21 protein-coding genes are annotated in these 26050 nt (G+C 55.6%); 10 read left to right on the forward strand and 11 right to left on the reverse strand.

Going from position 1 to position 26050, the window contains the following annotated elements; translation table 11 throughout:
• Positions 1-80: 80 nt before the first annotated feature.
• The 4 genes from CQ011_RS01155 to CQ011_RS01170 all read right to left on the reverse strand — a co-directional run bounded on the left by CQ011_RS01155 (position 81) and on the right by CQ011_RS01170 (position 4616).
• Positions 81-527, reverse strand: coding sequence for a DUF2871 domain-containing protein (locus CQ011_RS01155; protein WP_105673870.1), 447 nt, complete (start codon positions 525-527; stop codon positions 81-83).
• A complete protein-coding gene (locus CQ011_RS01160) occupies positions 520-2625 on the reverse strand; it encodes an MMPL family transporter (RefSeq protein WP_105673872.1) in 2106 nt (701 codons plus the stop codon). The genes CQ011_RS01155 and CQ011_RS01160 overlap by 8 nt, the downstream gene beginning before the upstream one ends.
• 96 nt (positions 2626-2721) lie before the next feature.
• Entirely contained in the window at positions 2722-3339 is a 618-nt protein-coding gene (locus CQ011_RS01165) for a response regulator (protein ID WP_219844166.1), read from the reverse strand.
• Positions 3336-4616 (reverse strand): sensor histidine kinase, encoded by a 1281-nt coding sequence (locus CQ011_RS01170; protein ID WP_219844167.1) that lies wholly within the window; start codon positions 4614-4616, stop codon positions 3336-3338. The genes CQ011_RS01165 and CQ011_RS01170 overlap by 4 nt, the downstream gene beginning before the upstream one ends.
• 202 nt (positions 4617-4818) lie before the next feature.
• Here CQ011_RS01170 and CQ011_RS01175 point away from each other — a divergent pair, with 202 nt between their 5' ends.
• Entirely contained in the window at positions 4819-6021 is a 1203-nt protein-coding gene (locus CQ011_RS01175) for a glycerophosphodiester phosphodiesterase family protein (RefSeq protein ID WP_105673876.1), read from the forward strand.
• 62 nt (positions 6022-6083) lie between these two features.
• On the opposite strand, the gene helR is transcribed toward CQ011_RS01175, so the two are convergent.
• Positions 6084-8252 carry an RNA polymerase recycling motor ATPase HelR gene (gene helR / locus CQ011_RS01180; protein ID WP_181147945.1) on the reverse strand — a complete coding sequence of 723 codons (2169 nt, stop codon included), beginning with the start codon at positions 8250-8252 and terminating at the stop codon, positions 6084-6086.
• Positions 8253-8817: 565 nt separating this feature from the next.
• Here helR and ileS point away from each other — a divergent pair.
• Genes ileS through ndk form a run of 4 tightly spaced genes read left to right on the forward strand, consistent with a single transcriptional unit; the run spans position 8818 to position 14295 of the window.
• A complete protein-coding gene (gene ileS / locus CQ011_RS01190) occupies positions 8818-12057 on the forward strand; it encodes an isoleucine--tRNA ligase (RefSeq protein WP_105673882.1) in 3240 nt (1079 codons plus the stop codon).
• Positions 12054-13409 carry a bifunctional folylpolyglutamate synthase/dihydrofolate synthase gene (locus CQ011_RS01195; RefSeq protein ID WP_105673884.1) on the forward strand — a complete coding sequence of 452 codons (1356 nt, stop codon included), beginning with the start codon at positions 12054-12056 and terminating at the stop codon, positions 13407-13409. The genes ileS and CQ011_RS01195 overlap by 4 nt, the downstream gene beginning before the upstream one ends.
• The gene (locus CQ011_RS01200) at positions 13409-13843 is read left to right on the forward strand and encodes a DUF4233 domain-containing protein (RefSeq protein ID WP_105673886.1); all 435 of its coding nucleotides are present in this window, start codon (positions 13409-13411) and stop codon (positions 13841-13843) included. Before CQ011_RS01195 ends, CQ011_RS01200 begins: the two co-directional genes overlap by 1 nt.
• Positions 13844-13878: 35 nt before the next feature.
• On the forward strand, positions 13879-14295 hold the full coding sequence (ndk, locus tag CQ011_RS01205) for a nucleoside-diphosphate kinase (protein ID WP_105673888.1): 417 nt from the start codon (positions 13879-13881) through the stop codon (positions 14293-14295).
• Between the two features lie 197 nt (positions 14296-14492).
• Here ndk and CQ011_RS17995 read toward each other — a convergent pair whose 3' ends face one another.
• The 6 genes from CQ011_RS17995 to CQ011_RS01235 all read right to left on the reverse strand — a co-directional run bounded on the left by CQ011_RS17995 (position 14493) and on the right by CQ011_RS01235 (position 18798).
• Positions 14493-14744: a type II toxin-antitoxin system Phd/YefM family antitoxin gene (locus CQ011_RS17995; RefSeq protein ID WP_105673890.1), complete on the reverse strand. Its 252-nt coding sequence runs from the start codon at positions 14742-14744 to the stop codon at positions 14493-14495.
• A gap of 222 nt (positions 14745-14966) precedes the next feature.
• Positions 14967-15497 (reverse strand): GNAT family N-acetyltransferase, encoded by a 531-nt coding sequence (locus tag CQ011_RS01215; protein ID WP_105673892.1) that lies wholly within the window; start codon positions 15495-15497, stop codon positions 14967-14969.
• A 74-nt stretch (positions 15498-15571) separates the two neighbouring features.
• The gene (locus CQ011_RS01220) at positions 15572-16861 is read right to left on the reverse strand and encodes an AI-2E family transporter (RefSeq protein WP_105673894.1); all 1290 of its coding nucleotides are present in this window, start codon (positions 16859-16861) and stop codon (positions 15572-15574) included.
• A gap of 196 nt (positions 16862-17057) precedes the next feature.
• On the reverse strand, positions 17058-17642 hold the full coding sequence (locus CQ011_RS01225; protein ID WP_096254651.1) for a GNAT family N-acetyltransferase: 585 nt from the start codon (positions 17640-17642) through the stop codon (positions 17058-17060).
• Between the two features lie 147 nt (positions 17643-17789).
• Positions 17790-18194: a ribosomal maturation YjgA family protein gene (locus CQ011_RS01230; RefSeq protein WP_105673896.1), complete on the reverse strand. Its 405-nt coding sequence runs from the start codon at positions 18192-18194 to the stop codon at positions 17790-17792.
• Positions 18178-18798 carry a vitamin K epoxide reductase family protein gene (locus CQ011_RS01235; RefSeq protein WP_105673898.1) on the reverse strand — a complete coding sequence of 207 codons (621 nt, stop codon included), beginning with the start codon at positions 18796-18798 and terminating at the stop codon, positions 18178-18180. The genes CQ011_RS01230 and CQ011_RS01235 overlap by 17 nt, the downstream gene beginning before the upstream one ends.
• Positions 18799-19294: 496 nt before the next feature.
• On the opposite strand from CQ011_RS01235, the gene CQ011_RS01240 reads away from it, so the two are divergent.
• The 5 genes from CQ011_RS01240 to proB all read left to right on the forward strand — a co-directional run bounded on the left by CQ011_RS01240 (position 19295) and on the right by proB (position 26048).
• Positions 19295-22333 (forward strand): Rne/Rng family ribonuclease, encoded by a 3039-nt coding sequence (locus tag CQ011_RS01240; RefSeq protein ID WP_105673900.1) that lies wholly within the window; start codon positions 19295-19297, stop codon positions 22331-22333.
• 231 nt (positions 22334-22564) lie between these two features.
• Positions 22565-22873: a 50S ribosomal protein L21 gene (rplU, locus tag CQ011_RS01250; RefSeq protein WP_096254656.1), complete on the forward strand. Its 309-nt coding sequence runs from the start codon at positions 22565-22567 to the stop codon at positions 22871-22873.
• 50 nt (positions 22874-22923) lie between these two features.
• Positions 22924-23178 carry a 50S ribosomal protein L27 gene (gene rpmA, locus CQ011_RS01255; RefSeq protein WP_096254657.1) on the forward strand — a complete coding sequence of 85 codons (255 nt, stop codon included), beginning with the start codon at positions 22924-22926 and terminating at the stop codon, positions 23176-23178.
• A gap of 126 nt (positions 23179-23304) precedes the next feature.
• Complete coding sequence (gene obgE / locus CQ011_RS01260; protein WP_105673902.1) at positions 23305-24888, forward strand: GTPase ObgE; 1584 nt, start codon at positions 23305-23307, stop codon at positions 24886-24888.
• Between the two features lie 2 nt (positions 24889-24890).
• A complete protein-coding gene (gene proB, locus CQ011_RS01265) occupies positions 24891-26048 on the forward strand; it encodes a glutamate 5-kinase (protein WP_105673904.1) in 1158 nt (385 codons plus the stop codon).
• Positions 26049-26050 lie beyond the last annotated feature (2 nt).

The raw sequence follows: 26050 nt of genomic DNA on the forward strand, positions 1-26050 counted from the left end.
CGCAATCGCGGTTAATTTATGTGCAGATACACCTGTGGGGAAGAGCCGAAGCTCTTCCCCACAGGTGTATCTGCTGAAACTTAGACGCTGAGCTTCTCAGCCTGGTCGTTCTTCATGCTGGCAGGAACGCTGCGGCGCAACATGATGAACAGCAAGATCATTCCTGCGGTCAATGCCATGTGGCCAAGGCCTGCGATTCCGGAGATCATGGCAGAGGATTCAATATCCAACACGGTCATCATTCCGTGGGTGAGCTGCATTCCCGCGGTGATGATGACACCTGCGTGGTACGTGCCCATGAACCATGCGTAGAGCTTGCGGTGGGAGCTGATATTGAATGCCTTCTCCAGCAACAACACCAGCAAGGTGACGATGAAACCAAGAACCAGCAGGTGTGTGTGGACTACTGAAAGCTGGGTCCAACCGCCTTCGGGAAAATCGTTCATCTTGGTGAATTCGCGGAAGAACAGTCCGGAGGCGACGCCTACGAGCATGTAGGCAAAGGCGATGTTGATGAGCTTACGCATGAGTTTCACTTTCAATGAGTTCGGTGTTTGATGAATTTTCTTTGGTGTTGCTGTGGCCGCGGTATCCGAAGACCGGAGATTTGGTGCGACCCAACAAGATGAACAACGCCGGTAATAGCAAGGTGCGTACGACGAACGTGTCCATAAGTACTCCGAGGCCAACGATCAGACCAAGCTGACCCAAGACCATCAGCGGCAAGCTGGACAATGCCGCAAACACTCCTGCCAAGACCACGCCAGCGCTGGTGATGACCGTTCCGGTACGGCTGGTGGCATTGATGATTGCATCCGCCAGAGTCATGCGCAGGGCGTCTTGTTTGACACGCTGTGTCAGGAAGATTGTGTAGTCAACGCCCAGGGCCACCAGGAAGACGAAGGCAAGCAGCGGAACCTGCACGTCCAAAGCAGAGGTATCAAATACCATTGATCCGATCAAGGATCCCAAGCCCACCGCGGCTGCGGCGCTGAGCAAGTTGGTCAGCGAGAGAAGTAGGGCGGTGCGGAATTTTCCGGTGACAACCCACAACATGACGAGGCAGACCAGCAAGATCAGTGGCGCAATGACTAGGAAGTCGCGCACGTGGCTTTGGTGCGAGTCGTAGGCTTCGGCAATGGTTCCACCAACAAATGCCTCAGCGCCAGGAACCTGCTCGAATTCGGTTCGCAGTGACTTGATCAGTTCGAAGCTTTCGGGAGAACCTGATTCACTGTTGCCGATAATCATGACGCGGTCGGAGCCGTTGTCCGGCAATGCTGGCAATTGTGTAGCGCGTTCTACGCCTGGGACAGCTTTAGCTGCGGTAGTGACCGCTTCGCCGGTACCGGGGGAAGTAAGTACGGTGATCGGCGCGGTCTCTCCGACGGGGAAGTGCTCGGCCAGACGTTGCGTGGCCGAAGTAGATTCAGTGGCCGTACGGAACTGTTCGGTTTGGCGTAGTCCCACGCTGGTAGCGCCTAGCGCGGATGCCAAGATGCCAAGAATGAGTACCAATGCACTCAGGTTGACTACCGGGCGCTTGATAACAGCAGCTGCGGCTTTACCCCAGATGGAACGCTTAGCAGTTTCGTGATCCGGGCGGGGAACTAGAGGCCAGAATACCTTACGGCCGCACAGTGCCATCACTGGGGTCAGTACGAACAAGTTGAACCCGGCAGCGATCAGTAGGCCGACGGCGCAGACGATACCCAAGCCTCGGGTGTCCTCCATGACGGCCAGCGCCATCGTGGCCAGCGCCAAGACTACGGTCAAGTTTGAGGAGACAATCGCTTCAAAGCTGTTGCGCCAGGCGCTCGCAAGAGCAGCTCGATGATCGGTGTGTTGGTGTAGCTCATCACGGTAGCGGGAGATGAGCAATAGTGCATAGTTGGTGCCCGCACCGAAGACCAGGACGCTGAGTACGCCGGAATCAAAGTGTAGGTTGAAAGGCTCGCTGAGGGCGTTGGCGATGAGGCTTGCACTGCGATCGGCTAGCCCAACGACAGCCAATGGAATTAGCCAGAGAATCGGGGAGCGGTAGGTAAGAATCAACAGAACCGCCACGATGCCGATGGTCACTGCCAGCAAGGTGAAGTCTGCGCCTGCGAAAGTCGCCGACAAATCCAGCCCAAAGGCTGGTGCTCCAGAAACTTCGATGAGTATCCCGGAGTTTTCATTGGTGCTGATCTGCTCACGCAGATCGGTGACCATCGCACGGTCAGCGTCGGTGCCCGCGCTGTCCCAGGAGGCGGTCAGCAAAGAAAGCTTGCCGTCCTCGCTGACCAGCGGCTTGGAAATCTCGACATGTAGTTCATCGCTGAGCTTGCTGGACAGGGTGCTTAGTCCTGTGAGGTCTGCGTTGCTCAGCTGTTGCTGATCTGGGTGTCCGGCAACGAGTAATGCTGACTCTTTACCGGAATCCGGGACTTGTTCGAGAAGCTTGGCCACCGTGGCTGAGTCAGAGCCGGCGACTAATGAACTGGTACTGCGTTCGGCTGCCGGAATGGAGCTGAGCAGTCCGAAAACGGCAAGGATGACAGCGAGCGCCCCGAGGAGCCAGAGGCGTGCTCCGCGACGCGAGGTGAGCGAATTCGCTACCGATGTGAGAACTGGAGATTTCATACTTCTAGTCAATGCCAAATCGAGGTTTAGCAAATCGTGAAAGCGTTCGAACTCTATCTCAACCGTTCGGTTGATACGCCCACTTGGAGCGGGCTGCTAAATTAGTCCGTGGTTGCGGGCAGCCTGCACCGCGGCGGTTCGTGTAGGCGCTTGCAGCTTGTCAAAAATATGCACCAAGTGGGTCTTCACGGTCGCTTCGGAGACGAAGAGTGTCCGCGCAATTTCGCGGTTACTTAGTCCCGTGGCTAGCTGTTTTAGTACTTCGGCTTCTCGGCTGGTCAACGCAATTTTTGGTTTGCGCAACCCGGCCACTACACGTTGGGCCATTTCGGGGGCCAACACCGTGTGCCCGGAAGCTGCCTGGCGGACCGAATCGATGATCGTTTGTGAGGCAACGTCCTTGAGTAAGTACCCCGCGGCTCCCGCCTCGATGCACTGTAGGATCTCGGCATCCTTATCAAAGGTGGTCAGAATGAGTACTTGGGGCGGATTGGGTAAAGATCGAAGCGCCGCGGTAGTAGTCACACCATTCATGCCATCTCCCAGCCGGAGGTCGCACAAGACCACGTCTACCGGGTTTTGAGAGGCTAACTTAACCGCTTCTTCACCACTGCCAGCCTCGCTGAGTACGGAAATGTCCGCATAGTTTTCAAAGAGTGCGCGCAGCCCGGTGCGCACGATTGGGTGGTCGTCAACCAGCATAAGGTTAATCAATTTCCGGCCTCTGGGTTCTTTAGTGGGACATAGGCCGACAACGCGGTACCTTCGCCCAGCGTACTTTCAATGTCGAGCCCGCCGCCTAGTTCGCGTAGGCGTTGGCGCATGGCGGGTAAACCGAATCCACCGGATTCTAAGTTTTTTCCCACGTTGGATTGCCATTCTTTAAGACTAAATCCAACGCCGTCATCAACGATATCTAATCTGATGGCATCACCGGTATCTGCCAAGGAGACTACCGTCCGTGTGGCTTTGGCGTGGCGACGCACGTTGGCTAGCGCAGACTGGGCGGTGCGTAATAGGGCCACCTGAATTCCGGGATCTAACACTGGAAGGTCGGCATCCACCCGTAGCTCACTGGAGACCGCACAGTCCTTTTCAAAGTCTTCGAGCATACGCCGCAGTGCTCCGGCGAGCGCTTGGGAATCTAGTTCGCTCGGGGACATCGCAGCAATGATTCGGCGTAGGTCGGACAGTCCTTGCCCGGAGAGCTCTTCGATTCTTTCTAAGGCGTTGGTTGCTTGGCCAATTTGCTGCGTGTGGAGGGCGGCTTTGGCATGGAGACCAATGGAGGAGAGCTGCTGAGCGATGGTGTCATGGATTTCTCTGGCCACTCGGGTACGTTCGGCGAGTGCACCGGCTTCATGCTGGGAGCGTGCCAGTTCCTCTTGAAGATCAGCCATTTCCTGATGTGCGCGTAAGAGTGAGGAGACAAGCTCGTTGCGTTCGGCAATATCTCGTTCGAGCTGTAAATAGCCGCGGGAAATTCCCCACGCGAAGGTGCCACCAACCAGTGGGCCAACTACGCCGGAGACTGTGGTTGCACCGTTATGTAGGAAAGGGGCCACAACGGTGAGCACATATACGGCCGCGGACCAGACAATGGAAAGCCCCAGGGCTAATTGGTGGCCAATGAGTAGCCAGAGACTAAAGGCAACCCACATGAATTCCGGTGAGGCGCTCATCCCTAGAGCCCAGATGGCGACGAGCACGGCAAGCCAATAACCCGGTAGTCGAGTACTTTCCTTCGAACGGAGAACTACGAATCCGAAGAGGTACCACAGAGCAAAAAGTCCTGCGGCGGCGATGGCTAACCAGAGACTGGATGTTGTGGTCGATGCTGCACGAAGTAGCGCGACAAGGAGCAGAACCGCCGTGATTAGGTGTTGCCCCCAGCGCAGAGCACTCACCGAGAGCGCCCGTTGTTGTGCGACTTTCGGCGAAAACTTCGCCGTGTTGGATACCGACACGGCGGCTTCGCTGGGCATGTTCATGACTTGTCCACCCATGGTCTAAAACTCATAACTCTGACTCTATCGAAAGCATTTGTCCCAATGAAGTTGCGTGTGCACCTTTGCTGACGTGGCGGGGACTGAACAAGACTTTAGCTCTGCTTCATCTTGCGTTTGATAACGGGTTGTTTCCATCGGGAAGGGTAAGTCGCGAAGCATTCTCAAGCCAAAGGACATTGTAGAAATGAAAATTCGTTCCCTAGCAGTTGGCGCGTTGACCGCCTGTTTAGCGGCTACCGCAGTAACCCCGGTGCTGGCCGAGACTCCAAAACACAATGGTGAGACTATCTTGATAGGTCATCGTGGCGCGGCAGGTGTCGCGCCAGAGAACACGATTGCTGCCATTGAAGCAGGAAGCCGCTCGGGAGCAGGATTTGTGGAGATCGACATTCAACTCTCTGCAGACGGCGTGCCGTTTATTTTCCATGACGATACTCCCGCGCGCACCAGTAATGTGGCTGAGGTTTTCCCAGGCCGTGAGAATGACCCGATTACCTCCTTCACCTGGGATGAGCTTCAGCGCTTGGATGTTGGTTCGTATTTCTCAGAGCAATTCACTGGCGAAAAGATCCCGCACTTTGACGATGTCGCTGATGCGCTGACCGGCGAAACCGGAGTGTTCATCGAGATCAAATCCCCGGCGAAGTCCCCTGGGGTAGAACAGGTTGTGGCTGATTATCTTAAAACCGATCCGCAGTGGAGTGCATTAGAGGCGGGAGGAAAAATCGAGGTTCTCAGCTTTGATGCAGCCTCGAACAAACGATTCGCCGCGCTCGCTCCGGAGGTACCGTTGCAACAACTGCTCGGTTCGGTACCAAGCGCTTCGGAACTGGAAGGAATTGCCAGCTACGCAGATTCATTCGGTACTAGCTACCGCACCCTTGACGTGGCCGGTGCAGCGCGAGTGAAAGATGCCGGGCTGGGGCTAGGGGTCTACACCGTCAATTCTGTGCAGGCCGCCCAGGCTTCGTTGGACATGGGAGTGGAGCGTTTGACCGGAGATTTCCCCGCACAGATTCACCGTCACCTCAAGGGCCAGAAAGTTTTCCCTTCGGACAATGGTGTGGTGATCGAGAACTCGGTCAACGATGTGCCCGGCAATGACGTTCAAGCCGAAACCGGTGAACATGTGGTGCTGACTAATAGTTCCAAGCGCACGATTGACGTATCGGGCTACCTGCTTCGAGATGCAGGGAATAACATGCTCTCCATCGGTGAAGGTTATGCATTGCAGCCAGGCCAAGAGCTGCGCGTCTACACCGGCCCGGGGACTAATTCTGCCCAGGCGTACTACAACGGAGGCACTGCTAGTGTGCTGAATAACGGTGGGGATTCAGTGGCTTTGTGGACAGCAAACGATAAGCTGGCCGATACTTTCGCCAACTAGTCCCGGGTAAGGGAACGTTCGCCGGGCCACGGAGTAACAACTTCGCGACCCGGCGCACTGCGTTAAAACATTTCTAAAGGTTCGTCGGACAGAACAATGAGCTGACCAGTCGCACGCGTCATGCAGACATATCGGTGTACGAAGCCTGAGAAGCCGTCTCCAAAATTCTCGGGGCGGTTCAAGATGACTAGATCAAATTCGAGGCCTTTTGACTGCGTAGGGCTTAACGAGCGGATTCTTTCGGTCTGAGTAAACAGTGGGTCGCCAATGACGACGCCGACACCCAACGGGTTGTCACTCAGCCATTTCGCTAAGAGGTCAGCTTGTTGGTTTGGCCTGGCGTAAATCACTGGCGCACCGTCGGTTCGAATCGAGCTTGGTACGTTAGCATCCGGTAGTTGTTGACGGATCACGCTTGCTGCCGCATCCATGATTTGTTGGGTGGTGCGGTAGTTCACGCTGAGCTTCGCTACACGGCAACGAGAGATTCCGGACCGCACCAAACGTTCCTCCCAGGACTCGGTGAATCCATTGGCGGCCTGTGCACGGTCTCCGACGATTGTCAGACTTCCCGACGGGCAACGCCGTAGCACCATGGACCATTGGGCCTCGGTGAGATCTTGTGCTTCATCGATGATGATATGTGCGAATGGTCCTGTGAGGGATTCGGTGGGTGCCTCTGCTTCTGCACGCTGAAGAACGAGCTTATCTTGGAGATCTTCATTGCGTAATTGAGCGGAGAGGTCCTCCATATCGTCGACTGCTGCGATCAGATCACCGATGACCCGCTGTATCATTTCACGCTCACCGGCAAGCAAGGCGTCACGTTGGTGTTTGGCAACCTCAACGTCTGGATCGCCTACAAAGAAACGCGCAGCATCCAACAGTGGCCCGTCCTCGACGCTCAACATGTGGGGTTCGTCAGATAATAGGCACTCTTGCTCCGAGCCGGTGAGCCATGGCGCACTGAAACGCAACAGTGCGGGGATGGAAAACAACGAGGTGATTAATTTGTGCGGATCCAGCAACGGCCAGTGAACTTCGAGGGCATCAGCCAACTGTGCGTTGCGAGTAATCTCGGCATGAACCTGTGTCGCAGGTGCACAGCCGCTAGGTAATTGTTCGCTCAAGATTTCTTCCAGCACCTGACGAATCTGGGATCTAGCTTCGTTGTGGTTGACTCCTGGATCCACCGAAGCCACCGCATTCATCCAATGCTGCACCGTCAAATTCAGTTCGCCCCAGCTAGTCTCAATGAGAAGATCGCACTCCGGGCGTTGTTCAAAAACCGACACTGCCCGTCGCACGGCGTCCACCATGCGATATGTAGACTTCAGCTGCGCTATAGGAGCAGATGATTCAAGGGTTGAATCGCCGATTTCCGGAACCAAATCGTTCAGGGTCGCGATCAATACATCTTCCTCGCCGAGGTTGGGCAGAATATCGGAGATGTAGGCGGTGTACGCCTCGTGTGGTCCGAGAACCAATACCCGACCGCCACCGCTGTGAAGTTGTGCATCGGCATGCAGAAGGTATGCTGCTCGGTGCAAGGCAACCACCGTCTTTCCAGTGCCGGGGCCACCATCAACTACCAAAGCGCCCTTGGCGGAGCTACGAATGATGGAGTCTTGGTCCGCTTGTATGGTTGAGAGCACATCCTGCATTTTTCCTACGCGGTTGCTGCCAAGCGAGGCCAAAAACGAGGAATGTTCGTCTAAAGAGGTGCTTTTGCTCAGTTGTGTGAGGTCAAAAACTTCATCCCAGAAATTGACGATTTTCCCCAGCCGCCAACGGTAGCGACGCCGACTACTGAGCATATATGGCTGTGCGTGCGTGGCGGCGAAGAACGGTTCGGCCGCGGGCGCGCGCCAATCTACGAGTAGCTGTTCTGAATTTTCATCAGTCAGTCCTATTCTGCCCACATAGGTGCGTTGCCCGGTGGTCGCATGCACCATGAAACCCAGACACGCCTCTGGACCCATTCGATCCAGGGCACGTAGACGACGGGCTAACCGTTCTAAATCCACGTCACGTTCCAAGGATTGCTGCAGGATCCCGGCGCGGTCGTGTCCGCGTTTGGCCAGGCGCTCAGAGACTTCACGGCGTTGCTCGGCAACCAGTCGTGCAATACAGCGAAGATGAATTTGGTCCTCACTAATTTCTGCTCCAAAGTCGGGGTTTTCCAAGCGATCTGGTAGCCGGAAGTAGCTGGGTGTCGAGTCGGTGCGCATAAACGGCATCTCCGGTCTGTAGTTGCTAAGGGGCGTGGAGCAAGTACCCATTCTGCGCCTTATAGGGGGTCTTGCGGCAAGGCCCCCTACAAGCTATATTCTGAAAATGAAGGGGATAAAAGTAGCTCTTCAAATGATGCGGTTCAGAATTGAACTTCTTGTGTACTTCGCACCTCCATCGCCAAAAATGTTCAAGCAATATGGCTATCGGCCTCGCAGGGCGGCTGAGGGAACCAAGGAGCTTAAACCGAGTCCAGATGACGGAAGTGATTCAGCTTTCATCGATGCTGATTGAGTTTTCAGCGTGGTCAATACGCGCTAGACTGGTAGCTACGCGACATTGATCCGGATATCACCGGGGAGTCCTTGGAAGAAGAATCAGGATGCAGCTTTGCACTTGATCCAGTAGAACCAAGCGGGACCAGCCCGTCATAGCTGATGAGAAGCGGTTTTTCACTTTTATGCGAGAGCATCACGGTGGGGAATAAGCGGGGTGGTACCGCGGCCAAGTGTCGTCCTCGTAGGCAAGTTTTTTTGACCCTACGCTTGAAGGATGGCCATTTCGATGAGCTTCTACCCAAAGGTCACTACCGACCCGACCGGTTCAACCCCGGCCTCACCGCGTTTCCCAGAAATTGAGAAGCGAGTCCTCGAATACTGGAAGAATGACGGCACCTTTCAGGCCTCCATTGACCAGCGTGAGGGTGAAGAGTTCGTCTTCTACGATGGTCCTCCTTTCGCTAACGGCCTGCCACACTACGGCCACCTGCTCACCGGTTACGTCAAGGACCTCGTAGCCCGCTACCAGACCCAGCGTGGCAAGCGTGTAGAGCGCCGTTTCGGTTGGGATACCCACGGTTTGCCAGCCGAGTTGGAAGCCATGAAGCAGCTGGGCATGACCGACAAACAGCAGATCGAGTCGATGGGTATCGACAAGTTCAACGATGCTTGCCGCACCTCGGTGATGAAATACGCCGATGAGTGGAAGCAATACGTCAACCGCCAAGCGCGCTGGGTTGACTTCGAAAATGACTACAAGACCCTGAACGTTGAGTTCATGGAATCTGTCATCTGGGCTTTCAAACAGCTTTCAGACAAGGGCCTGACCTACCAGGGTTTCCGCGTCCTGCCATACTGCTGGAAAGATGAAACTCCACTGTCCAACCACGAGTTGCGCATGGACGACGATGTCTACAAGAACCGTCAGGATCAGACGGTCACCGTCGGCTTCACGATTCTTGCCGGAGAAACGGAAGCTTCCAAGGCACTTGCCGGCGTTCAGGCCTTGGCCTGGACGACCACCCCTTGGACCCTGCCAACTAACGCCGCTCTGGCCGTGCACCCGAAGATCGAATACGTAGTCGTGCCTGCAGGAGAGGCCGGCGTGAAGGCTTCCGCTGCCGCCGGACCGTTCTTGCTGGCCAAGGATCTACTTGGCTCCTATGCGAAGGATCTTGGTTACAAAGACGCGAAGGAAGCCGCCTCGGCGATCACCGCGAATTTCCAGGGTTCCGAACTTGCTGGGGTTCGTTACGAACCACTGTGGGACACCTTTACCGATACCGAAAAATACGGTACCGAAAACGCTTGGCAGATTGTCACCGCTGACTACGTCACCGTGGGCGACGGTACCGGAATCGTGCACCAGGCCCCGGCTTATGGTGAAGATGACCAGCAGGTCTGTGAAGCACACGGCATCCCGGTAGTGCTCTCGATCGATGAAGGTGCAAAGTTCCTTCCACTGTTTGCTGGCGGGCCGCTGAACGACATCGCCGGCGTGCAGGTTTTCGACGCTAATAAAACCATCACGAACGTTCTGAAGGATGACGCCCGCTTGGTTAAGCAGGCCTCCTACGAACACTCCTACCCACACTGCTGGCGCTGCCGTACACCACTGATCTACCGCGCCATCTCCTCGTGGTACGTGGAGGTCACCAAGATCAAGGACCGGATGGTCGAGCTCAACGAGCAGATCAACTGGATCCCAGGCAACGTGAAGCACGGCCAGTTCGGAAAGTGGCTGGAAAACGCCCGCGACTGGTCCATCTCACGCAACCGCTACTGGGGTTCGCCAATCCCCGTCTGGGAATGCTCGGGCGTTGAGTGTACTCACCGCGAAGTCTTTGGCTCGCTTGAAGAGATCAAGAACTTCTTCGGACGCCTGCCGCTGAATCATGAAGGACAGCCAGATCTGCACCGCCCATTCATCGATGAGCTGACCAAGGCTCACGAGGGTTGCGCCGAGGGTGGCACACTCTCACGCGTTGAGGACGTGCTTGACGTGTGGTTTGACTCAGGTTCCATGCCTTACGCACAGGTCCACTACCCATTTGAAAACGGTCAGTGGTTCGACTCTGGTCACCACCCGGCAGATTTCATCGTTGAGTACATTGGCCAGACTCGTGGTTGGTTCTACACCATGCACGTGCTGTCCACCGCACTCTTTGACCGCCCTGCCTACACCAACGTCATCTCCCACGGCATTGTGCTCGGATCCGACGGACAGAAGATGTCCAAGTCCCTGCAGAACTACCCGAACGTCAACGAAGTTTTGGACCGCGACGGTTCCGACGCGATGCGATGGTTCTTGATGGCCTCACCAATTCTGCGCGGTGGCAACCTGGTAGTGACCGAGCAGGGTATCCGCGATGGCGTGCGCCAGGTCTTGCTGCCACTGTGGAATGTCTGGCACTTCTTCAACCTGTATACCAACTCCGCGAATAACGGAGCCGGCTATGAAGCTAAGCGTTCAACCAGCTCTACTGACCCACTGGATCAGTACATGCTGGCGGCCACCGGAGAACTCGTTCGCGAAGTCACCGAAGCACTGGACACCTACGAAGTATCCGATGCTACCGAAGCGGTTCGTCACTACATGGACACGCTCACCAACTGGTACGTGCGCCGTTCGCGCCAGCGTTTCTTCGACGAAGATACTCAGGCCTTTGACACGCTATACACCGCGTTGGAAACCTTAGTGAAGGTTTCGGCATCGCTGTTGCCACTTGCCAGCGAAGAAATTTTCCGTGGGCTGACCGGGGAACGTTCGGTGCATCTGACCGACTGGCCAGATGCCAATGATTTCCCAGCCGATACGGTATTGCTGGAAACCATGGACACCACCCGAAAGATCTGCTCGGTAGGCTCCTCGCTGCGCAAGGCTAAAAACCTGCGCGTCCGCTTGCCACTGGCAGAGCTGAAGGTAGTACTCACCGATGCGGCGCGTCTGGAAGGCACCTACGCTTCGATCATCAAGGACGAGCTGAACCTGAAGTCAGTGACCTTGATCGATGCTGCCGGCGTGGACACCGCAAGTTATGGCATCAGCCAGCAGCTGGTGGTCAACGCTCGCGCGGCTGGTCCGCGCTTGGGCAAGAATGTCCAGCAGGCTATCAAGGGCGCTAAGTCCGGTGACTGGTCGGTGACCGCTGGCGTGGTTACCGCCGGTGGCCTTGAACTGGCCGAGGGTGAATACACCTTGGACACCGTAGTTGATGAGGCGGCCGAAATCGCGGCAGCCGTCATCGACGGAGGGTTCTTGGTCTTGGATACCGAGGTCACCACTGAGCTTGCTGCCGAAGGTACCGCCCGCGATATGGTTCGCGCCATCCAGTCGGCCCGTAAGGAAGCAGACCTGCAGGTTTCGGATCGTATTCGTACGGTGATCACCGCTACCGCGCAGACCGTTGAAGCGTTGGAAAACAACCGCGAATTGATCAGCAGTGAAACCTTGACCGCCATCTTGGAGCTGGTCGTTGACGAGTCACAGGTTGAAACGAAAATTGAAGTGGAGCGCACCGTATGAGTGATCTAGAGCGCGTCTACGCCGAGTTACTTGCTCGCGCGCCAGAAAACAAGATCGAACCACGCATGGACCCGATGTTTCGTGCCATGGAAATCTTAGGGGAGCCGCAAAAAGCTGCGCCGGTTATACACATCACCGGCACCAACGGAAAAACTTCCACCGCACGGATGATCGAGTCGCTACTGCAGGCCCACGATATCCGTACCGGACGCTACTCCTCGCCACATCTGCTGAAGGTTACCGAACGAATCAGCATTGACGGGGAACCGGTTGATGACGAGACGTTTGTGCGCGTCTGGGATGAGATTGCCCCTTTCCTTGACCTAGTCGACGCGGAACTTGCCGAACGATCAGAGAATCGGCTGACCTACTTCGAAGCGGTGACCATCCTCGCGTTCGCGATTTTCGCCGAGGTACCGGTGGAAGTTGTTGTGTTGGAGGTAGGCCTTGGTGGAATTACCGACGCGACTAATGTGGCAGATGCCCAAGTGTCGGTGTTCACCCCAATTTCTTTGGATCACACGGATCTGCTGGGGGATACCACCGAGCTAATCGCCGAAGAAAAGGTTGGAATTCTTAAGCCAGGCGGCTACCTAGTCTCCGCACGGCAACCAGAAGACGCGGCCGAGGTATTGGTTTCCAAGGTGCGTGAACTGGAAGTTCCTATGGCCTTTGAAACCAGGGACTTCAAGCTCATTGACCGCACCATGGGCGTTGGCGGACAAATATTGTCCATCGAGGGACAGACTGGTCGTTATGACGAGATTTACCTCCCGCTCTATGGTGCACACCAAGCGCAGAACGCTGTCGTTGCACTGGCTGCTGTTGAAGCTTTCCTCGGAGGTGGCGAACGCGAACTGAACGTGGAGCTCGTCCGCGATGGCTTTGCTGCCACCACCAGCCCGGGCCGACTAGAGCTGGTGCGCAGTGCGCCAAGCATCTTGGTTGACGCCGGACACAACCCCGATGGTATAAAAGCCAGCGCTGAAGCAATCAAAGAATCCTTCGGCTTCTCCCGCCTGGTACTCATGGTCGGTATCCTGCAGGAAAAGGACGCCGAAGCGATGCTTTACACCATGCGTGAAGAGTACGGCGATCTGGTTGATGACCTTTGCTTGACCCAGTCCTCTTCACCACGCGCAATTCCGGCTGGCGAATTGTCCACCATGGCTATCGAAGCTGGATGGCCAGAGGAAGACCTCCACGTCACCGAAAATCTTGAAGACGCGGTGGAGTGGTGCGTGGGACGCGCTGAATCCGGAGATGACCTTGCCGGCGGCGTACTTGTCACCGGTTCGATTACACTGGTGGGCGAAATCTCACTACTGCTCAAGGGAGGGCAGAGCTCCTAATGGCCAAGTTAACTAAGGCACAGCGCGAGTGGCGTCCGGGGATGAAAAAGAAGCCCCGTTCGACCAAGGTGATGTTTGCTTCCACGGTATTGACCTGTGAGGCGTTTCTCGCCATCTTTGTCACCCTGGCAGCCTTTGGACTCAAGCGCGCCGAACCTGCGGTAGTGCTTAGTCTCGGTGCCGCGATGGCAGTACTGTGCATCGTCACCTGCGCGTTATTGCGTAAGCCTGCCGGCTACTTGATCGGCTGGATCCTTCAGGTGCTGTTCTTCCTGACCGGGTTCATCTTGGTAGACATGTTCTACCTGTCGGTCTTCTTTGGCCTGTGCTGGTGGTACGCGCTGAAGAAGGGTGGCGAAATGGACGTGGAAGACAAACGTCGAGCCGCTGCACAAGCTGAGTGGGACAGTGCCCACCCAAACGTAGAATCTTAATAAACCAAAGTATCTAGGAACGAAGAGGTAGAAACATGACCGAACGTACTCTCATTCTCGTCAAGCCAGACGGTGTGAAGCGCGGCCTAACCGGCCAGATCCTCGCTCGCATTGAAGCGAAGGGTTACACCATCGCCGAGTTGCAGCAGCTGAACGCTTCCCGCGAGCTGCTGGCAGAGCACTACGCCGAGCACGAGGGCAAGCCATTCTACGAGCCACTGGTGGAATTCATGCTCTCGGGCCCAGTCGTTGCGATTGTTGCCGAAGGCCAGGGAGTCATCCCCGGTTTCCGCTCGCTTGCAGGTACTACCGATCCAACCAGCGCAGCTCCGGGCACCATCCGTGGTGACTTCGGACGAGATTGGGGCCTGAAGGTTCAGCAGAACCTGGTTCACGGTTCGGATTCGGTTGAGTCTGCAGAACGTGAAATCGGCATCTGGTTCGCCAAGTAAGCCACGCTGTATAGCTCTTCGACGAGAGCGAAAATCCCTGTCCGCCTCTCAAGGCGGACAGGGATTTTTGATATCCAGCACAGGTTAAGCATCGCTAACAAGCGCGAGCAAAAGAGAAATATTTAGCTGGACGGCAGGGCAAAGAGCAATGGTGTAAACACTCAATTCCCGGCTACAGGCTCAGGGACCGCTGAAACTTAGAACCAGTCATCCAGGGAGTTATGTGAATGAGGTACCAGTGATGGGTTTGAAGCGGGAGATGAACCCCAAGAAGCGTGAGCCGAAGCCGGTACCGAAGACTGACGAATGGAATCATAATCGTCTTTAGAGAGCATGACGACAGATTCTTTGGGGGACCTGGAAACAGAGACAACTGCATGTTCGGTCACGACATTATCGACCAAACTAGAAAAATTCTTTAGTGCATCCTCATAGCTGAAATTCAGCATGAGTACCTCCTAAATATCGCAGTGAGCGCCCAAAGGCACTTCGTTGGTGTAGTCAAGCGTGGCCTGCGTTGAGATCTGATCTGAGCAAAAACCGGATCTTGTTGCTGTGACAACGATTCTCAAGGCGCCGCACTTGTCACATAAAGCCGCTTCTTTCACTTGAGTCACATTAAACACATCACTAGACGAAAGCGCAACGTTGCAGTTCTCCAGATGACGCTTCTAATCAGTTCGCAGCTTTGCGAATAGCAATGAATCACGGCGCTGAGAATTGATGAGTTTGTGCCCGCGTAGCAACCCCTCATAAGTCAATCCAGCCTTTTCCAAGACGCGGCGAGAGGCGGTATTCTGTGGCGCGCACGTAGCGGTGAGGCGTTGCAGATCAAGGGCGCTAAAGCCTAGCTCAAGGAGCAGCTGTGCCGCTTCGGTGGCGTACCCGCGTCCCCAGTAGCGCTGGTTGAGGCTGTAGCCAAGCTCGCCACATCGGTGTTGCTCGTCCGTGGTCCACACGGCCGCGGCACCAATGAGCTGACCTTCTACGAGCACTGCCAGAGTTAGCGCCTCTGTGGACGGCGTACAGGCTTCCAGTAAGTACTCTCGGGTCTGCGCTTCGGTGTTCGGGCCCCATTCGGCATATCGATAGACCAGCGGGTCGGTGGCATACTCATGTACCGCAGCAAAGTCCGAGGGCAGAAAACGACCTAGGGACACCGTTGTATGTGTGGTGATGATTTCGCGTTTTATTTCAGCCATCGCTGCACCTTTCAATACAAAAAAGTCTTGGCCCCACCAAAATCGGTGAGGCCAAGACGAAGCACTATCGAGTTCTAACTTTCGGTACCTCGTGCGGTGCCTTCGGGAAGAGAATCGTCGGCGTCCAGTGATTTCTTAGGATCTTCTGGTTTGACCTTCGCCTCGATGTCCTTCTTGGCATCATCAACGGCATCCGAGTTATCTCTATCCGTCCAGACCTTGACCACTGCCCAAGCTGCTGCGGTCAGCGGCACAGATAGTACGGCGCCGATAATGCCCGCCAGCACGGTGCCGGCGGCCAAAGCGATCAAGACTACCAGAGCATGTAAGTTCAGCGCGTTGGCCATGACCACCGGCTGAAGGAAGTTGCCTTCTAGCTGGTTGACGATGATTACCGCTGCCAGCACGATCAAAGCGACGACTGGACCGTTGGTTACCAAGGCGATCAGCGTAGCCAGAATACCGGCCACGGTGGCACCTACCATCGGAATGAACGAACCGAGGAAGACAATAACCGCCAGCGGTAGAGCCAAAGGAACTTGCAAGATCAACAACGTCGCAGCGATACCGAGAGTATCTACGGCGGCGACTGTTGCGGTTCCGCGAATGTATCCGCCGAAGGTGCGTAAAGCTCGGTCACCGGAAAGGATCCACTTGTTGCGGTAGTGCTTTGGCGTCCAAGAGACGGCAAAAGCCCAGATCCGGTCCCCGTCCTTTAGGAAGAAGAACAAGATCACTAGCAGTAAGACCAGGCCGGTCACGAAGCTACCGGCCGCACTGAGCGTGTTTAGCGCGCCAGTTCCGAACTGCGAACTTGTCAGGAATGAGGTGACCGAATTTACGACACCATCGATCTGCGCTTGGTCGATGGATAGCGGCATATTGCCGATGAAACCTAGGACCATGTCATTGAGCTGGTTAAAGCCTTCGACGGCCTGATCAACAAGCTTGGGCCATTCTTTGATGACTGAGAAGACTAAGCCGGTACCAATTCCGCCTAGCACCAGTAACGAACCGAGGAAGACGATCCATGCGGAAAGCAGGGGGGAGAAGACCTTGCGCAGTTTCAGTACCAGTGGCCACAATGCGCAAGAAATAATCACCGCGAGCAGGGTCGGGATAACGATCACCGTGAGGCGCAACATGCCAATAATAAAGAACGCCGCTAAGGTTCCGACGATTAGCAGCTGTGCGCTGCGAATACCCAGACGGCCGAGCATGTCCGTCCATAGCGCGGGCACTGTGAAGTTGGGCTTAGCCACTTCTGACTCGCTGAGAAGTTCCCCTACCGGAGGTTCGGGGGGTGCTGACGGAGCGGCTTTTGGCTGACGCTGCGGCAACTTAAGTTTACGGAGAAAATCCATGGGTACTCCTTGTAACTGACACTAACTAGCTCCAACAATAGGCTAACGAGTAGATTAGCAATCAGCACAACGCCGAGAGAAGCCAATTTCAGCTCTGGCTTTTGTGTTTACAAGCCTTCGAAGCAACAAAATGGGGTGTTTGTCCACGAAGACGTGGACAAACACCCCATAAGAGCTAGTTCGAGTCAGTGGGGGATTAGTTCCCGAAATACTCCTCGGCGAGCAAGCTCATCAGAATGCGGTCATGGAATGCTCCATCGTGGAATCCTGCCTGGCGGTGGCGGCCTTCCTCGCGGAAACCAGCACGCGAGAACGTGCGAAGTGCGCGTTCGTTGTATGCCCAGATTCCCAAACCAATTCGGTTCAGTCCCATTTCACGAAAGCCGAAGTCGACAATCATTTTCGTCGCGACGGTGCCGTATCCCTGGCCGACATTTGAGCCGCCAATCATCAGCATGAGTTCAGCCGAACGTGCCGGAGCGTTGAAGTTATAAAGCGCTGTGTGCCCAATCAAGGTGTCATCTGGCAGGGTCACGGAAAGACCCACGCCATCTTTCGTTCCACGATTCAGGCTCCAGCTCTTAAAAAGACTGGCTGCTTCAATTCCTGGATGTGGCAGGACAATATTTCCTTGCAGTGCCATGAATTCTGGGCTGTTCCACCACTGGGTCAGGATTGGTAGGTCATCGTCTTGTAGCTCGCGGAGCCTAATTGTGTCCGAGATCAGTAGATTGATGCCATAATCTTGGGCATTTTCTGTATTCCAATTGTCGCTTCCCATGACCCTAATCTAGACGCTTTGAACTCGATTGGGGTGATTTGGCTCATGGAGACCAGTCGACGCGGTGCGGGGTCTAAGCAGTAACTTCCCTGATTGTGCGGGGGAGTAAGTGAGAATTCGAAGGGCACTGGTGCCTCAAGGTTTTCGCTAATAGCGCGAATGAGTGATTCGGCGTTGCCAAAACAAATCAACGAGAAACGCGAAAAGCACACCGATAAGGTAAGCCACGAGATCAGTTGCCGCAAAGCCGGTCCCAAAAACCAACCGTGCCGGTGCGAACAAGTGCGCCGCGGTGCTGGGGAAAGCGGTTAATTGCAATAGTTCCACCGCTACGCACCATCCCAGTGCCCACAATCCCACGGTAATTCGCGTGCTTGCGGGGACCAAGAAGGCCACTAAAACATAAATAAAGCTCGCGTAGAGAATTCCCCCAGATAGATCCGAAAGCAAGCCCCAAGGCTGAAAGCGCAGGAATAAACCGATGGGGATCAGCGCCACCGCACTGATCCCCATCGCGAGTCGACGCCGGCTAATACTAGCCAAAGAAGGCATTCGGGAATCGCATGACAATCGAGGCCGCAACTAAGACCCAGAGGATTGCCGTGATAATCCAGCTCCATTCGGTGACGAACTTTTTCAGTCCTGCTGAACTTGGGATGACGCCTCGGGCAATATTGTGTGAGGTGGTGAAGACAAAGAGGGGGATCATGACCGCCCAGACCACCATGCAGTACGGGCATAGCGCGTTAATCTCGTAAAGCGCCTGAGACCAGAGCCAAATTATGAATATCATGGCGATGGTTACACCGGTTTGGATTCCAATCCAGAACCAACGCTGGAACTTGGCGCCTGCGAGCAAGGCCATGCCAATGGTAATCAGCACACCAAAGAGCACTATTCCCAGAAATGGGTTGGGGAAACCAAGGAGCGCCGCTTGGCTGGACTTCATTACGGTGCCGCAGGATACCCATGGGTTGAAATCACAGCTGGTGACGTAATCGGGATTCTTGTAGAGCTCGAGGCGCTCTAAAACCAAAATGCCAGAAGCAATCCATGCGATTGTTCCGGTGAGTACAGCGAATACTCCATAGCCGCGCTCTTTTGCCCACCAGGGCAACACGCCCGAGTTCTGCGGACTCTCAAGTGATGAAACCATATCTTGACTATTCCATATGTTCAGTCGAATGCGGGTCAACGCGCAACTTGCATAGCTCATACTATGGAGCTTTTCTGTGCAATATATATGTGTTTGTGAACTTGTCATGAACTAAATATGAGAGAATGGAAATGGTTGTTCGCGGATCCACAGTCTGCTTTCAACCCGACGACAGACTTTTGAAACGACAGATCGTCTTGCGATGCATCGCTTCGGTTGAGTGCCCATTACGTGCGCCTCCCGAGGGAATACCGCGGATCGTAGGGCTGCAAAGGAAAGCAGCCGGTTTTCAACGGCCACGTTGAGCCGCAGCAAGTGCATGCCGGATCAGTCAAATGAATCGGTGTGAGACAAGTTGCGGAACACACAAGGACTTTTGTGTCTGGCCGACTCTTCGAGGACGGCCGTAAGACACGTGACGAATGTTGTTTCAGCCTAGGCACCGTCTGTGGAGGTCGCCGAAGCGGGAATTTAAACTAGGAGTACGCGAATTTAAATGAGCGCATCAAATCAGCGAAAGGGAGGCGCACAGTCAAATAAGCGTGGCAATCGTTCGCGAGCCCGCCGTACCACTGTAGCCACCACCCCCTCACGTCCGTTGCGACGTGCACTAACTTTGGCCGAACTCAATGCCGCAGCCGGTGTAGAGGAAAGCCCATTCCGTTGGCGCGCCACGCGCCGCACACAGGTCTCCACTCCTGACTCGGTCAAACGCCTGAGCCGCCAAGCCGAACGTCGCCAGCAAGTGGCTCGTGACGCGGTCGAGCAGGCAGCCGCAGCGTCTGACGAGAAGTTAGTCTCGCAGGAGACCCCGGCTGAGGTCGAAGTTGAGCAGGCTCCGGAAGAAACCGGTCCGAAGCTCGCCGCGGCAGTCACCGAACCAACCAAGGGTTCCGAGACCAACGAAGTTTCGCCGGAGGATCACACCGGAGCCTTGCTCGCAGAGCACGGCAACACCATGATCATGAACCCGTTCGCAATTCCAGAGGCAGCTCACACCGTAGTGCAGCACGCGGTGGCTAAAACCGCTAACCCGGTGAAGGCACGAACCCCACGCCAGCAGCACAGTGATGTGACCGAAGACGACGATGTCACTTCGCGTCGTCGTCGTCGTCGCCGCCGTGGAGATGTTGACCTTGAGGTTGAAGGTGGTTCACAGGATGATCCACCAAATACCGTGACCCGCGTTCGCGCCCCACGCGCCAGCGTTGAGTCGCAGCTTCCAGCGTCGGACCGCGTGACCTCCGTTCGAGGCTCCACCCGTCTGGAAGCAAAACGTCAGCGTCGCCGCGAATCGCGTGAAACCGGACGTCGTCGTCAGGTGATCACCGAAGCCGAGTTCTTGGCTCGTCGCGAATCGGTAGAGCGCAAGATGATTGTGCGCCAGCGCGAAGATCGAATTCAGATCGGTGTCATGGAAGATGGAGTGCTCGCCGAGCACTTTGTCTCCAAGACCCAGCAAGATTCATTGATTGGCAACGTTTACCTGGGCAAGGTCCAGAATGTGCTGCCTTCTATGGAAGCTGCGTTCGTTGATATTGGCCGCGGCCGTAACGCCGTGCTTTATGCCGGTGAAGTGAACTGGGATGTGGCAGCACTTGAAGGCCAGCCACGTCGCATTGAAAATGCATTGAAGGCCGGAGACTCGGTCCTCGTGCAGGTCACCAAGGATCCAGTGGGCCACAAGGGTGCACGTCTGACCAGTCAGGTGTCCCTTCCGGGCCGCTACCTGGTTTATGTGCCAGGTGGCTCAATGACAGGTATCTCCCGCAAACTTCCAGACGTGGAACGTCAGCGTCTGAAGAAGATCCTGAAGGATCACCTGCCGGAAAATGCTGGCGTCATCGTACGTACCGCAGCCGAGGGTGCATCCGAAGAAGAGCTGACTAACGACATCAACCGTCTGCGAGCTCAGTGGGAAGGTATCGAAGCACAGTCTTCCTCAACCAAGACCCTAGCTCCAGAGCTTCTGTACTCCGAGCCTGACCTCACCATCAAGGTGGTTCGTGATGTTTTCAACGAAGACTTCACGAAGCTGATTGTTTCTGGCGAACAGGCTTGGGACACTATCGAGGCTTACGTCATGTACGTGGCACCGGATCTGATGAGCCGTTTGGAGAAGTGGGAACAGTCTGAAGATATCTTCAACAATTTCCGCATTGACGAACAGATCAACAAGGCGTTGGATCGTAAGGTCTTCTTGCCATCCGGTGGTTCGTTGGTTATTGATCGTACCGAAGCCATGACCGTCATTGACGTGAACACTGGCAAGTTCACCGGCTCTGGCGGAAACCTAGAAGAAACCGTCACCAAGAATAACTTGGAGGCGGCCGAAGAAGTTGTCCGCCAGCTGCGCTTGCGTGACATTGGTGGCATTATCGTCATCGACTTCATTGACATGGTTTTGGAAGCCAACCGCGATCTCGTGTTGCGCCGATTGGTCGAGTGCCTTGGCCGTGACCGCACTAAGCATCAGGTAGCTGAGGTGACCAGCCTAGGACTGGTACAGATGACGCGTAAGCGCATGGGTACAGGTCTACTGGAGGTCTTCGGTGAAGAATGTGAAGCATGTGCCGGTAGCGGCTTCATCACTCATGAAGAGCCAGTAGAACACCGCAAATCCTTCAACTCTTCCGGTGAAGCTCACGCAAAGAAGTTCCCGGAGAAGTCTTCGTCTCAGCGTCCAGAGCGTCGTCGCCGTCGTGGCAACGAACGTGAAGATGTGAAGCCAGCAGAGCAGAGCACCGAGCATCATGAATCTGAACCTGGTGAGAAGAACGAAGCAACTCGCCACGCGTTAGCCAATATTGCCGCGGCTTCGCATCTTGAGCAGCCTAGCGAATCTGGTTTGAAGTTCGACGGAGCAAACGTCCCGGTTACCAAGGGTGAAGCCGCACAGACTTCTTCCGAGGAGAACTCGGTAACTCTGGAAGCCTTGGAAGCCGCGCTTCCTGGCGGAGTTGAAGGGGAGGATTCGGAAGGCCTTGAAGCTGGACGCAAGCCACGTCGCCGTTCACGATCACGCTCACGCGGTCGTGGCCACGCGGACCAGGGACATGGATCCGAACATGCTGAAGTTCAGGCTTCCGCTCCAGAAACTGAAACTGAAACCTCTGTGGTTCCGGTTGCCGAAAAGCAGCCAGAACCAAATGCACGCAAGCGTGGCTCACGCCGAGCTACCCGCGCGCAGAGTGAATCCGTAGCTGCGCCCAGCTCGTCCGGACAGCCAATGCTGACTGGGCTTGCAATGCCAGCCTCGCAGGGAGCGCAGGTAGCGCAAGCTACCTCAGCCGCTCCAGTCGCCGCAGCAGCCGCTGTGGCCCCACAGAGTTCCACTAAACCAAAGCGACGCAGCCGTCGGGCCACCTCGGTCCAGGGCGATGCGCACGCAGAGGTTAGTGTGGCCGAGGTATCTGCTGCCACCGGTTCGGTGGTCCAGATGGATACCAGCAGTGCACGAAACGTAAAGCCAACCGAGGCTGCCGGGAAACCGGTAATGCTTGGTGTTGGAGTTCCGGTTCGTGAACTGAAATAAGATGAACTTGATCACGCTTCACCCGCTGGGGCAGTTTCTATTTGCCCCGGTGGTGTTGACTAGCGTAATCTGGTTGATCGGTGCTAAACGCCAAGATCACGGATTTCTGATCCGCTCGGCGTCAAGGCACAAGCGCATGAGATCCCTGATTCAGGCATCTAATTTATTAGATGTTCGGGTTGATTTCTGCGCCGGTAAGACAATAAACGTCGAGTAGAAGCGAGTACCCACGTGGTGTACGCAATTGTCCGCGCAGGCGGCCACCAGGAAAAGGTCTCCGTTGGAGACCTCATCACCGTAGACCGTCTTCGGGCTACCCCAGGTAGCTCTATTGAGCTTCCAGCCTTGTTGTTGGTAGATGGCGAGAAGGTAACTTCCGCCGCTGCTGACCTGGCTAAGGTCAAGGTTTCCGCTGAGGTTGTAGAAAACCTCCGCGGCCAGAAGATTGTTATCCAGAAGTACAAGAACAAGACCGGTTACAAGAAGCGCCAGGGCTTCCGTGCCGCTCTGACCAAGGTCAAGGTCACCTCGATCGCCTAATTTGGGCTGATCGTAATAACCAATTTTTGTAGCGAAAGAGGCTAAAAGGCATGGCACATAAGAAAGGTGCGAGTTCCACTCGCAACGGTCGCGATTCCAACGCACAGTACCTAGGCGTAAAGCGCTTTGGTGGCCAGGATGTCAAGGCAGGCGAAATCATCGTCCGCCAGCGTGGCACCCACTTCCACCCAGGCGCCGGCGTAGGCCGTGGCAAGGATGACACCCTGTTCGCTCTGGCTGCTGGCGCAGTCGAGTTCGGCACCCGTCGTGGTCGTCGCGTAGTGAACATTGTGACTGCTGCCTAACTTTAGGCAACAGACAATTATTTCAGTGCACAAGGGGTGGGCCGATTTCGGTCCGCCCCTTGTGTGCGTATAGATAGACTTTAAGCGAGCATATGCTCGCACCCCGTTATAGGAGAAGATGGCCCCGTGGCTGCATTCGTTGATCGCGTAACTCTAGATGTCACCGCAGGTAATGGTGGCCACGGTTGTGTGTCCATCAAGCGCGAGAAGTTCAAACCGCTCGGTGGACCAGACGGTGCAGCAGGCGGCAATGGTGGCAGCGTCTTCTTGCGCGTCGACCCGCAGGTCACCACCTTGCTGGACTTCCATCACCTGCCACACCGTAAGGCTGCCAATGGCGAGCCAGGTAAGGGCGATCTGCGCCCGGGCAAGCAGGGTGAGGACTTGATCCTTGGCGTCCCAGCGGGCACCGTGGTGAAAACCAAGGATGGCGACATCATTGCCGACCTGGTCAAGGTCGGTGACGAATACCGTGCTGCCATAGGTGGCCTCGGTGGTCTGGGCAACGCGGCTATCGCTTCGGATAAGCGTAAGGCTCCGGGTTTCGCCCTGCTTGGTACCCCCGGTACCAGCCAAGAAATTGTGCTGGAACTGAAGTCAGTGGCGGATATTGCCCTGGTTGGCTTCCCTTCGGCCGGTAAGTCTTCGTTGATCGCCGCCGTATCGGCTGCCCGTCCGAAGATTGCTGACTACCCATTCACCACCTTGGTGCCAAACCTTGGCGTCGTCATGGCCGGCGAAATTCGTTTCACCGTAGCCGATGTCCCTGGGCTGATCCCCGGTGCGTCTGAAGGTAAGGGATTGGGTCACGAATTCCTCCGCCACGTTGAACGCTGTGCCGCTATTGTGCACGTGCTTGACTGCGGATCTCTAGAGTCGGATCGCGATCCTATTGGCGATTTGGAAACCATCGAAGCCGAATTGGCGGCCTACGAAGCCGACTCGACTTTCGCCGGAACCGACGGCAATATTATTCCGCTGACCGAGCGTCCAAAACTTGTTGCGCTCAACAAAGTAGATATGCCTGACGGTGCCGACATGGCCGAGTTTGTGCGCCCAGAGCTCGAAAAACGTGGCTACCGCGTCTTTGAAATCTCGGCTTTGGCACGTAATGGATTACGTGATTTGACCTTCGCCATGGCTGAATTGGTAGAGAAGGCACGCTCCGAGCGTGTCGAAGAAACCCCGGTTGTGGAAGTTCCGATGCTGCGTCAACGCACCGGAAAGAAGACCGAATTTATTATTCGCCGTGAAGAGGTGAGCAACGAACCGCTCTGGCGTGTCATTGGTGAAAAGCCTGAACGCTGGATCGTGCAGACCGACTTCCGTAATGACGAAGCAGTCGGCTACCTGGCAGACCGCCTAGCAAAGCTGGGTGTTGAAAACCAGTTGTTTAGGGCCGGGGCAAAGCCTGGCGACGCCGTCGTGATTGGCGCCGAAGAAAACTCGGTGGTCTTCGACTGGGAGCCAACCATGGCTGCCGGTGCAGAATTGCTCGGCTCACGCCGTGGCGAAGACATCCGTCTTGAAGACCGAAACCGTAAGACTCGTGAACAGAAGCGCGCAGAGCATGAAGATCGTCGTGCCGCGAAGGCCGAGGCGCGTGCGGAGCTTGAAGCTGAACGTCGCGCTGGCATCTGGACCGAGTCTGTACATGCTAAGAATGCTGAACGCGCTGCGAAGGATCGAGCAGCAGAAAAGGAAGACTAAGTATGAATGTGCGAGCAACCAAGACATTATCTTCAATTTCCTCACTTCGAGATCTACCTCAAGCACGAAGACTAGTAGTCAAGGTGGGATCCAGCTCGCTGACAACCGTCAGCGGGGGAATCTCCCATGAGCGGCTGAAGTTCCTGGCCGACACTCTCGCACAAACAGTGCACGACGACACTCAAATCGTTTTAGTCTCCTCCGGCGCTATCGCCGCAGGCCTGTCGCCGCTGGGGTTGGACAAGCGTCCTAAAGACCTTGCCACCCAGCAGGCGGCAGCAGCCGTAGGTCAGGGCTTACTGCTAGCGCAGTACACCCAAGAATTTGCCAAATATAACCTGAACGTCGGGCAGGTCTTGTTGACCGCCGATGATTTGATGCACCGCACCACCTACACCAATGCACTGCGTTCACTGACCCGCTTGTTAAATCTGGGCGTCTTGCCGATTGTCAACGAAAATGACGCGGTAGCCACCCGAGAAATCCGTTTTGGTGACAATGATCGTTTGGCCGCCTTGGTAGCCCACCTGATCAAAGCCGACGCGTTGCTGCTATTTTCCGATGTTGACTCGGTTTATGACGCACATCCAAAGGACGGCGGAAGCCGTATCTCGCATGTGGGTCACCCTGATGAACTCGACACGGTTGATCTGGGCACTCCAGGTTCTGCGGGCGTCGGTACCGGCGGAATGATCACTAAGGTTGATGCCGCGACCATGAGCTCTTCGGCCGGTATTCCTACCTTGGTCACGAGTACCGATAACGCTGCTCGTGCGCTAGCCGGCGAAGACGTGGGAACCTGGTTTGCTGCTCGCAACACGCGCCGTTCGGCCCGTGACGTATGGCTTGCACACCTGGCATCCGCCGAAGGTCGACTCATCTTGGACGCCGGCGCGGTACGCGCAGTCGCCGATGGAACGAACTCATTGCTTGCCGCAGGCATCACCGCAATTCGCGGAGAATTCGAAGCCGGCGACGCAGTAGAGATCTGTGATGCTGAAGGCACCATTATTGGCCGAGGCTTAGTAAATTATTCTTCGGAAGAACTTCCAGACATGCTGGGACGTACCACTAGTGAGATCGCCGAATCGCTTGGCGAAGGTTACGAGAAGGCTGTGGTGCATATCGATGATCTGGCTTTGATGGAGGTGGGTCAATAGAA

The sequence above is a fragment of the Arthrobacter sp. MYb213 genome (assembly GCF_002979915.1).
In the GTDB taxonomy this organism is placed as follows: domain Bacteria; phylum Actinomycetota; class Actinomycetes; order Actinomycetales; family Micrococcaceae; genus Glutamicibacter.

What these genes read in the sequence shown, in the direction of transcription:
- proB (WP_105673904.1), top strand. Translation starts at nt 24,891, where the DNA reads ATGAATGTGCGAGCAACCAAGACATTATCTTCAATTTCCTCACTTCGA.
- CQ011_RS01215 (WP_105673892.1), bottom strand. Translation starts at nt 15,497, where the DNA reads ATGGCTGAAATAAAACGCGAAATCATCACCACACATACAACGGTGTCC.
- CQ011_RS01240 (WP_105673900.1), top strand. Translation starts at nt 19,295, where the DNA reads ATGAGCGCATCAAATCAGCGAAAGGGAGGCGCACAGTCAAATAAGCGT.
- CQ011_RS01225 (WP_096254651.1), bottom strand. Translation starts at nt 17,642, where the DNA reads ATGGGAAGCGACAATTGGAATACAGAAAATGCCCAAGATTATGGCATC.
- CQ011_RS01170 (WP_219844167.1), bottom strand. Translation starts at nt 4,616, where the DNA reads ATGAACATGCCCAGCGAAGCCGCCGTGTCGGTATCCAACACGGCGAAG.
- ndk (WP_105673888.1), top strand. Translation starts at nt 13,879, where the DNA reads ATGACCGAACGTACTCTCATTCTCGTCAAGCCAGACGGTGTGAAGCGC.
- CQ011_RS01160 (WP_105673872.1), bottom strand. Translation starts at nt 2,625, where the DNA reads ATGAAATCTCCAGTTCTCACATCGGTAGCGAATTCGCTCACCTCGCGT.
- CQ011_RS01155 (WP_105673870.1), bottom strand. Translation starts at nt 527, where the DNA reads ATGCGTAAGCTCATCAACATCGCCTTTGCCTACATGCTCGTAGGCGTC.
- CQ011_RS01175 (WP_105673876.1), top strand. Translation starts at nt 4,819, where the DNA reads ATGAAAATTCGTTCCCTAGCAGTTGGCGCGTTGACCGCCTGTTTAGCG.
- CQ011_RS01235 (WP_105673898.1), bottom strand. Translation starts at nt 18,798, where the DNA reads ATGGTTTCATCACTTGAGAGTCCGCAGAACTCGGGCGTGTTGCCCTGG.
- CQ011_RS01230 (WP_105673896.1), bottom strand. Translation starts at nt 18,194, where the DNA reads ATGCCTTCTTTGGCTAGTATTAGCCGGCGTCGACTCGCGATGGGGATC.
- helR (WP_181147945.1), bottom strand. Translation starts at nt 8,252, where the DNA reads ATGCGCACCGACTCGACACCCAGCTACTTCCGGCTACCAGATCGCTTG.
- CQ011_RS01220 (WP_105673894.1), bottom strand. Translation starts at nt 16,861, where the DNA reads ATGGATTTTCTCCGTAAACTTAAGTTGCCGCAGCGTCAGCCAAAAGCC.
- CQ011_RS01200 (WP_105673886.1), top strand. Translation starts at nt 13,409, where the DNA reads ATGGCCAAGTTAACTAAGGCACAGCGCGAGTGGCGTCCGGGGATGAAA.
- rpmA (WP_096254657.1), top strand. Translation starts at nt 22,924, where the DNA reads ATGGCACATAAGAAAGGTGCGAGTTCCACTCGCAACGGTCGCGATTCC.
- CQ011_RS17995 (WP_105673890.1), bottom strand. Translation starts at nt 14,744, where the DNA reads ATGCTGAATTTCAGCTATGAGGATGCACTAAAGAATTTTTCTAGTTTG.
- CQ011_RS01195 (WP_105673884.1), top strand. Translation starts at nt 12,054, where the DNA reads ATGAGTGATCTAGAGCGCGTCTACGCCGAGTTACTTGCTCGCGCGCCA.
- ileS (WP_105673882.1), top strand. Translation starts at nt 8,818, where the DNA reads ATGAGCTTCTACCCAAAGGTCACTACCGACCCGACCGGTTCAACCCCG.